The 8,295-nt window shown below is 65.0% G+C and carries 10 protein-coding genes; 8 read left to right on the top strand and 2 right to left on the bottom strand.

What is annotated here, in order from left to right; genetic code table 11:
• The 7 genes from CG471_RS27890 to CG471_RS30870 form a co-directional block, all read left to right on the top strand.
• A partial coding sequence (locus CG471_RS27890; protein WP_143560299.1) for a glycosyltransferase occupies positions 1-358 on the top strand: 358 nt, incomplete at its 5' end.
• A gap of 93 nt (positions 359-451) precedes the next feature.
• Positions 452-1,855, top strand: a complete 1,404-nt coding sequence (locus CG471_RS27895) for a nitronate monooxygenase family protein (RefSeq protein ID WP_004212237.1) — start codon at positions 452-454, stop codon at positions 1,853-1,855.
• The gene (locus tag CG471_RS27900) at positions 1,855-2,070 is read left to right on the top strand and encodes a DUF2093 domain-containing protein (RefSeq protein ID WP_004212238.1); all 216 of its coding nucleotides are present in this window, start codon (positions 1,855-1,857) and stop codon (positions 2,068-2,070) included. Before CG471_RS27895 ends, CG471_RS27900 begins: the two co-directional genes overlap by 1 nt.
• Before the next feature lie 518 nt (positions 2,071-2,588).
• The gene (locus tag CG471_RS27905) at positions 2,589-3,701 is read left to right on the top strand and encodes an S-(hydroxymethyl)glutathione dehydrogenase/class III alcohol dehydrogenase (RefSeq protein WP_004212240.1); all 1,113 of its coding nucleotides are present in this window, start codon (positions 2,589-2,591) and stop codon (positions 3,699-3,701) included.
• Positions 3,702-3,727: 26 nt separating this feature from the next.
• A complete protein-coding gene (locus CG471_RS27910; RefSeq protein WP_004212241.1) occupies positions 3,728-4,108 on the top strand; it encodes a VOC family protein in 381 nt (126 codons plus the stop codon).
• Between the two features lie 14 nt (positions 4,109-4,122).
• Positions 4,123-4,959 carry an S-formylglutathione hydrolase gene (fghA, locus tag CG471_RS27915; protein WP_099234439.1) on the top strand — a complete coding sequence of 279 codons (837 nt, stop codon included), beginning with the start codon at positions 4,123-4,125 and terminating at the stop codon, positions 4,957-4,959.
• 221 nt (positions 4,960-5,180) lie between these two features.
• Positions 5,181-5,333: a hypothetical protein gene (locus CG471_RS30870; protein WP_004212243.1), complete on the top strand. Its 153-nt coding sequence runs from the start codon at positions 5,181-5,183 to the stop codon at positions 5,331-5,333.
• Positions 5,334-5,420: 87 nt separating this feature from the next.
• On the opposite strand, the gene purU is transcribed toward CG471_RS30870, so the two are convergent.
• Both purU and CG471_RS27925 read right to left on the bottom strand, forming a co-directional pair.
• A complete protein-coding gene (gene purU, locus CG471_RS27920; RefSeq protein ID WP_099234441.1) occupies positions 5,421-6,290 on the bottom strand; it encodes a formyltetrahydrofolate deformylase in 870 nt (289 codons plus the stop codon).
• Between the two features lie 52 nt (positions 6,291-6,342).
• Complete coding sequence (locus tag CG471_RS27925; RefSeq protein WP_099234440.1) at positions 6,343-7,359, bottom strand: DUF1338 domain-containing protein; 1,017 nt, start codon at positions 7,357-7,359, stop codon at positions 6,343-6,345.
• 88 nt (positions 7,360-7,447) lie between these two features.
• On the opposite strand from CG471_RS27925, the gene CG471_RS27930 reads away from it, so the two are divergent.
• Positions 7,448-8,295 (top strand): LysR substrate-binding domain-containing protein (locus CG471_RS27930; protein ID WP_257211716.1); only part of this gene is annotated, 848 nt, incomplete at its 3' end.

Genomic DNA, 8,295 nt, shown 5'->3' on the forward strand with positions numbered 1-8,295 from the left:
GTTCATGACCGACCCCTGGCGCTTCGTCGGCCTGTTCGACATTTTCGCTTTGTCGTCGGACAGCGAGCAGTTCCCGATCTCGCTGGTGGAGGCGATGGCGGCCGGGCTGCCGGTGGCGTCGACCGATGTCGGCGATGTCGCCAATATGGTGGCGCCGGCCAATCGTCCCTTCGTCGCGGCGGACGAGCAGGGGCTGGCCGACGCGCTGGGGGCGCTGGCCGCCGACGCGGAATTGCGCGCTGCATTGGGGGCCGCCAACCGGGCACGGGCGCAGCGCGATTATGACGAAAAGACCATGGTCGACGCCTATGCCGCATTATATGGCGAGGCTCTGGCCAGCCCCCACATTTTGCGCTAGGGCGCCCTACAGTTCGTCATCCCTGACAAAAACTGTTATAGGACGACATTTCAACCGGTCTGGGGAGGCCGGTTCATTTCGCGGGAGAAGTCGTTGTTCAAGGGTTTGAAACCCATCGTCTATGGTGGCCGTGAAGTCTGGCCGCTGGTCGAAGGTGGCAAGGGTGTTGCTGTTTCCAACCATGCCAGTTCGGGCGCCTGGGCGGCTGCCGGGGGCATCGGCACGGTATCGGCGGTCAATGCCGACAGCTATGACTCCATGGGCAATATCATCCCGCAAATCTATCATGGCCGCACCCGCCGCGACCGCCATGAGGAACTGATCGCCTATGCCATCGACGGTGCCGTCGAGCAGGTGAAGCGCGCTTATGAGATTGCCGGCGGCAAGGGCGCGATCAACATCAACGTGCTGTGGGAAATGGGCGGTGCGCAGCGCGTGCTGCACGGCGTTCTGGAAAAGACCAAGGGCATGGTCGCCGGCGTCACCTGTGGCGCGGGCATGCCCTACAAGCTCAGCGAAATCGCCGCTTCCTACAATGTCAGCTATCTGCCGATCGTGTCGTCGGGCCGTGCCTTCCGCGCATTGTGGAAGCGCGCTTATTCCAAGGCATCGGAATGGCTGGGCGCGGTGGTCTATGAAGATCCCTGGCTGGCCGGCGGCCATAACGGCCTGTCCAACGCGGAAGATCCGCGCGCGCCGCAGGATCCCTATCCGCGCGTGCGCGACCTGCGCGCCACGATGCGCGAAGGCGGCATTTCCGACGACGTGCCGATCGTCATGGCTGGCGGCGTCTGGGCGCTCAAGGACTGGAATGACTGGATCGACAATCCCGAGCTGGGCGCGATCATGTTCCAGTTCGGCACCCGTCCGCTGCTGACCCAGGAAAGCCCGATCCCGCAGGATTGGAAGGACCGGCTGATGCAGCTGGAACCGGGCGACGTGCTGCTGCACAAATTCTCGCCCACCGGATTCTACAGCTCGGCGATCCGCAATCCCTTCCTGCGCTCGCTCGAAGCGCGGTCGGACCGCCAGATCCCGTTCAGCACCGAACAGGCGGGCGATCATACCCATCAGCTCGATGCCGGCGTGAAGGGCAAGAATTTCTGGGTGACGGTCGGCGACCTGCTGCGTGCGCGCGAATGGGTGGGCCAGGGCTTCACCTCCGCGCTCAAGACGCCGGACAACACGCTCGTCTTCGTGACCGAGGAAGAGAAGGCGGAAATCCGCAAGGACCAGACCGACTGCATGGGCTGCCTGTCGCAGTGCAGCTTCTCCAGCTGGATGGACAGCGAGACCAACTCGACCGGTCGCCTGGCTGATCCGCGCAGCTTCTGCATCCAGAAGTCGCTGCAGGAATCGGTGCATGGCGGCGACCTGGACAAAAATCTGCTGTTCGCCGGCCATGCCGCCTATCGCTTCAAGCAGGACCCCTTCTATTCGAACGGGTTCGTGCCGACCGTGAAGCAGCTGGTCGACCGCATCCTGACCGGCGACTGATGGCGGCGGATATTCAGGGGCTGGCGGTGCTGCATTATGACACGCCGCATTTCGACGTGGTACGGCCGGGGCAGTTCGTGCTCTGCGCCGTATCGGGCGCGCGAATCGACCTCGACGACCTGAAATATTGGAGCGCCGAGTTTCAGGAAGCCTATCGCGGGCCGGAGGAGGCTACGGCCTCCTTCCTGCGCCACCGCGGTGCAGCATTTCGCTGAACCGCGGTAAGTGCCTGCCACCATTCGGCTTTTTGGCATCGTTCTATTAGTTGAATGATCGCTGTGCGCTGCAGCGAAAATTTCAAGATGTTGTGATTTCCATTCATCGCCCCGGCGGCACGTTTTGTCGTGAGATTGCTGTTCCCACGTCCATTTATCTGATGTATTCTTCCTCAACAGGCGGCGCAGATCGTCTTTTGGGTGAAGGATGTGTCAGATGTCTCGAATTGATGTCTTCGGCGATCGTATCTGTCTGGTGAGCAGCCTGCTGATCCTGGGCTGGTTCATTTACAACGTGTCCTTCTAAACAGGACGCGACCGGGAAAGGCAGGGCGATCCATTTGGCGATGCAAGTCGCTGGATGCGCTTTGTTTTTTTTGGATCCTGCTGGATTTTCCTCTCCTTTTGACAGCGGTATCGGGTGGCAATTGCTGCCGGAACCGATATGAACGCCGGGAATGCTTTTAACAGGGCGTCCTCGGGGCGCCCGTTCACGCCAGTCATGGGAGTTGCCCGCCGTGAAAACCCGCGCCGCCGTCGCCTTCGAAGCGAAAAAGCCCCTCGAAATCGTCGAAGTCGATCTGGAAGGCCCCAAGGCGGGCGAAGTCCTGGTCGAGATCATGGCGACCGGCATCTGCCATACCGACGCCTATACGCTGGACGGGTTCGACAGCGAGGGCATCTTCCCCTCGATCCTGGGACATGAGGGCGCGGGCATCGTCCGCGAGGTTGGCCCCGGCGTCACCAGTGTCGTGCCCGGCGACCATGTCATCCCGCTCTACACGCCGGAATGCCGCCAGTGTAAGTCGTGCCTGAGCGGCAAGACCAACCTCTGCACCGCGATCCGCGCAACCCAGGGCAAGGGGCTGATGCCCGACGGCACGACCCGCTTTTCCTACAAGGGCCAGCCGATCTTCCATTATATGGGCTGCTCGACCTTCTCCAACTTCACCGTCCTGCCCGAGATCGCGCTGGCCAAGATCCGCGAGGACGCGCCGTTCCAGAGCAGCTGCTATATCGGTTGCGGCGTGACCACGGGCGTGGGTGCGGTGATCAACACCGCCAAGGTGCAGGTGGGCGACAATGTCGTGATCTTCGGCCTGGGCGGCATCGGCCTCAACGTCATCCAGGGCGCGCGCCTGGCCGGTGCGAACAAGATTATCGGCGTCGACATCAATCCCGATCGCGAGGAATGGGGCCGCAGGTTCGGCATGACCGAATTCCTCAACTCCAGGGGCATGAGCCGCGAGGAGGTGGTCGCCGCAATCGTCGCGATGACCGATGGCGGCGCGGACTACACGTTCGACGCCACCGGCAATACCGAAGTGATGCGCGTGGCGCTGGAAGCCTGTCATCGTGGTTGGGGCACCAGCATCATCATCGGCGTGGCCGAGGCCGGCAAGGAAATCAGCACCCGTCCGTTCCAGCTGGTCACGGGCCGCAACTGGCGCGGCACGGCCTTTGGCGGGGCCAAGGGCCGCACCGACGTGCCCAAGATCGTCGACATGTACATGACCGGCAAGATCGAGATCGACCCGATGATCACTCATGTCATGGGGCTGGAGGACATCAACAAGGGGTTCGACCTGATGCATGCGGGCGAGAGCATCCGCAGCGTCGTCGTCTTCTGAACCGATTACCCAACAGGAGAGTGACCATGTTCAGCCATGTGATGGTGGGATCGAATGATCTCGACGTTTCCCGCGCCTTTTATGATGCGCTGTTCGGTGCGGTCGGCGGCAAGCCGGCGATGCAGGACGACAAGGGGCGGCTGATCTACATGCATGACGGCGCGCTGTTCATGGTCACAAAACCGATCGACGGGGAACCGGCCTGCCACGCCAATGGCGGCACGATCGGTTTCCGCATGACATCGACCGAGCAGGCCGATGCCTGGCATGCGGCCGGGGTCGCGGCGGGCGGCACGGCTTGCGAAGATCCGCCGGGCGTGCGCGAGGGCGGCTTCGGCAAGCTCTATCTTGCCTATCTGCGCGATCCCGCCGGCAACAAGCTGTGCGGCCTGCATCGGATCGGCTGAGGAAGGAAATACGGGTGGAAACGGTTTCGACCAACACGGCCTTTGGCGGCGTCCAGGGCGTCTATCGCCACGCCTCGCGCGAGACGGGGACGGAGATGACCTTCTCCGTCTTCGTGCCGCCGCATGCGCCGGGCGCGAAGCTGCCGGTGGTCTGGTATCTGTCCGGCCTTACCTGCACCCATGCCAATGTGACGGAAAAGGGCGAGTTTCGCCGGGCCTGCGCGGAACTGGGGTTGATCTTCGTCGCGCCCGATACCTCGCCGCGCGGCGAGGGCGTGGCCGACGATCCGGACGGCGCCTGGGACTTTGGCCTGGGCGCGGGCTTCTATGTCGATGCGACGCAGGCGCCCTATGCCGCCCATTATCGCATGTGGTCCTATGTGACGCAGGAATTGCCGGCGCTGATCGCGGACCAGTTTCCCGCCGACATGGATCGCCAGTCGATCATGGGGCACAGCATGGGCGGCCATGGCGCGCTGACCGTCGGGCTGACCTATCCCGAGCGTTATCGCGCTGTGTCTGCCTTTGCGCCGATCGTGGCGCCGGGACAGGTGCCCTGGGGCGAGAAGGCGCTGGGCGGCTATCTGGGCGAGGACCGGGCGGCGTGGCGCAAGCATGACGCGGTCGCGCTGATCGAGGATGGTGCGCGGATCGATGCGCTGCTGGTTGACCAGGGCGCTGGCGACAGCTTCCTGGAGGGGCAGTTGCGCCCGCAATTGCTGCGCACGGCCTGCGACGCGGCGGGCATCGACCTGACGCTCAATCTGCGCGAGGGCTATGACCATAGCTATTATTTCATCTCCAGCTTCATGGACGATCATCTGCGCTGGCACGCGGCGCGGCTGGGCTGAGCAATTGGGCTGATCGCGGGCCGTCCGGGCAAAGCCCGGATGGTCGCGGCACAAGATAAGCTATTTTGCCTTTCTCTATTTGATAGGTAGATAGAGTGCCGAGCGTTTCGCTCCGCGGCTTTTGAAGGATGTCAGCTTGCTCCGCGTCACCAACGGCTAAAGCGCACGGTACCCAAGCGACAACGCCCGGTTTCGTGTTCCTCCCGCACAAGGAGAAGACGATGACCCACAAGCAAGCCCGTGTCCGCCAGCAGCGGCAGGACCAGATCCCGCAAATCCATATTCCCCATAGCAGCTGGTCGCGCGTCGAGCGCAACCGCAGCGCCGAGGCTGTGCTGGCGCCGGGCGATTTCTGGGCGCGATTGGGGCTTTAACGGCCGTTGGCTTCGCGCTTGTCGAGAAGGGGCGTATAGGGTTTTCGACAGGCTCGAGCCGAACGGATGTCGGGCCGCTTGTCCTTCCTAGCGAAACACAACCGTCTTGCCGCCATTGCGCAGCACGCGTCGATCGGCGAGCCAGCCGACAGCGCGGGCCAGCACCTGGGCCTCGATATCGCGGCCGATGCGGATCATGTCGTCGGCGGTGGCGCGATGGTCGACGCGCTCGACCGCCTGTTCGATGATCGGGCCTTCGTCGAGGTCGGCGGTGACGAAATGGGCGGTGGCGCCGATCAGCTTGACGCCGCGCTCATGGGCGCGGTGATAGGGGCGGGCGCCCTTGAAGCCGGGCAGGAAGCTGTGATGGATGTTGACGCAGCGGCCCGCCAGCCGATCGACCAGATTTTCCGACAATACCTGCATATAGCGGGCGAGGATCAGATATTCCGACCGGCTGCGATCGAACAGGTCGAGCAGGGCGGCCTCCTGCACGGCCTTGTCGCCATTGGGCGGCAGCTCATGATAGGGGATGCCGTGCCATTCGGTGATGCGACGCATGTCGGGATGGTTGGACACCACGCCCATGATGTCGACCGCCAGCGTGCCGGTCTGCCAGCGATGCAGCAGGTCGGCGAGGCAGTGCGATCCCTTTGACACGGCGATGAGCATGCGCGGGCGTTCGGCCGCTTCGGTCAGGCGCCAATCCATGGCGAAGCGGGTGCCGATGTCGGCAAATTCGTCGCGCAGGCTGGCGGTGTCGAAACGCATGCCGGTGTCGGTTGCCTCGAACGCGACGCGCATGAAGAAGAGGCCCGCCTCGCGATCGGCATATTGCTGGCTGTCGGTGATGAAGCCGCCCCGTTCGGCGAGAAACTGGCTGACCGCCGCGACGATGCCGACGCGATCGGCGCAGACCAGGGTCAATATCCAGGACGGGATGGTCTTGTCATTCACGGCAACGCCTCCAGCAACATTGCGCAGGCGTTGCCCCAAGCCGGGGCCGCGATCAAGCCTTGGCGCTGGTCATGGCGAAGATGCCGGTGGCGTTGCCGGTGTCGAAGGCGAGGTCCAGCCGGCCGGTATCCGGGTCGATATCGCGGCTGATGAATTCGTAGAAGGAGCCGGGCACGCTGCGCAGATCGCGGTCGGCAAAGAGACGCTCGACACTGTCGGCACGGAAGGCGGTCTGGCGGACGCGGCCGGTGGCGGAGATTTCGAGCTTGGGCTTCATCGGCCGATCTTCCGCCTTGAGGCGATCGGCCAGCGCGGCGACATCGGGCACGCGATCGGTCGCATGGTTGAAGGCATTGCCCTCGGTCGCGATCCAGGCGGCTTCGTTGGAGCGGGAGAGCAGCAGCTCATAGTCGGCAAAGGCCGGCGGTTCATGCTGGCGGTCGAAGGCGGAGACGATGACGGGCAGGGCGGCGGCGGCGTCATCGAAGCCGACCGGTTCGCCGGCGGCATAGCGGTCGAGCAGGGCGATGGTCGGGGCATCGAGCGGATCGCGCGAGGTGCCGAAGATGCGGGTCGCGGCCGCGCCAAATTCCGCGTCGAACCGGTCGACATGCAGTTCGGAGAGGAAGAATTGCGGGATAGCCTCGGGTGCGTCGACATGGGCATAGGCGCGGCCGGTCATCTTGAGGCGATCGAGCGGATAGAGGGCGGCCATGCGATAGCCCAAGGGCAGGAAGATGCGGGTGAAGGCATCCTCGCCAGCGGGCAGGGCGCCGGTCGGCCCATCGGCAAAGCGGATGGTGCGCAGCGCGCCATGGTCGAAGACCACTCGGCCGCCGCGCGCCAGCGTGTCGGCAACATAGGCAGCGCCGCTCGGCACCCGTTCGAGCAGGTCGTGGAACAGGATGACGTTCATCGCCATGGCAAAGGCGGCGCGGCTGACGGTCGGGCCGCTTTGCGCCAGCAGCGCGGGATCGATCGCCAGCGCGTCCAGTGCGGCCTTGCCGGCTTCTTCGCCCAGCACCGACTGGACCAGGGCGACGATGCTTCCTTCATTCTGCGATGACATAAGAACGCTCCACGATGACAGCGCCCTTATCGCAGGATAGGGTGGGTCGCGCAAATAGGGAGCTGTCATCACTTGATGCGGAACGGGAATGGATAGGGCGCGCAAATGGCTGCCGCCGATGAGCGCGCTCAACAGTTTCGACGCGGCCGCGACCCATGGCAGCTTCTCGCGCGCCGGGGTGGAGGTGGGGCTGACCCAGAGCGCGGTCAGCCGCCAGATCGCACTGTTGGAGGATTGGTTGCAGACGCCTCTGTTCGACCGGGTCGGGCGGCGGGTGCTACTGAACGAGGCGGGGCAGGCCTATGCCGAGGAGATCCGCCCGGCGCTCGACCGGATTCGGCGGGCGACCCGGCGGGTGGCGGCGCGGCGGGCGCAGGGGGCACTGCGGATCGCGACCCTGCCCAGTTTCGGCATGCGCTGGCTGGCGCCGCGCCTGCCGGGCCTCAGCGCGCTGCATCCCGATCTGGTGGTGGATTTCGCATCGCGATCCGACCCGTTCGATTTCGCGCAGGAGGAATTTGACGCGGCGATCCATTATGGCCTGCCGGAGGAATGGCCCGGCGTGGCGCAGGATTATCTGTTTCGCGAGCAGATGGTGCCGGTCTGCGCGCCGGACTGGCTGGCGGCCAATGGGCTGCGCCGCCCGGCCGATCTGCTGGACAGGCCGTTGCTGAGCCAGAGTTCGCGGCGGGACGCCTGGGCGCGCTGGTTCGCGGCGGCGGGCGTCGAGGCGGGGGCGCTGGCCCCCGGGGCGGCGGTCGGGGCGTTTCTGGGGGTGGGGGCGGCGGGGGGGGGGGGGGGGGGGGGGGGGGGGGGTCCCCCGCCCCTGCGCGTCGCGGGGGGGGGGGTGCGGGGGGTGGGTGCTCCCTGCGCGCCCGCCCCGCCGTGCCGGTCGGGGCGCGTTTCTGTTGGTCTCGCCGGCGCGGTGGGCGGGGG

This window comes from Sphingobium sp. IP1 (assembly GCF_002708645.1).
Classification (GTDB): Bacteria; Pseudomonadota; Alphaproteobacteria; order Sphingomonadales; family Sphingomonadaceae; genus Sphingobium; species Sphingobium yanoikuyae.

Bases quoted from the DNA above. Each gene is read 5' to 3' on its own strand.
- CG471_RS27900 (WP_004212238.1), top strand. From the start codon at position 1,855: ATGGCGGCGGATATTCAGGGGCTGGCGGTGCTGCATTATGACACGCCG.
- CG471_RS27925 (WP_099234440.1), bottom strand. From the start codon at position 7,359: ATGTCATCGCAGAATGAAGGAAGCATCGTCGCCCTGGTCCAGTCGGTG.
- CG471_RS30870 (WP_004212243.1), top strand. From the start codon at position 5,181: ATGACCCACAAGCAAGCCCGTGTCCGCCAGCAGCGGCAGGACCAGATC.
- CG471_RS27910 (WP_004212241.1), top strand. From the start codon at position 3,728: ATGTTCAGCCATGTGATGGTGGGATCGAATGATCTCGACGTTTCCCGC.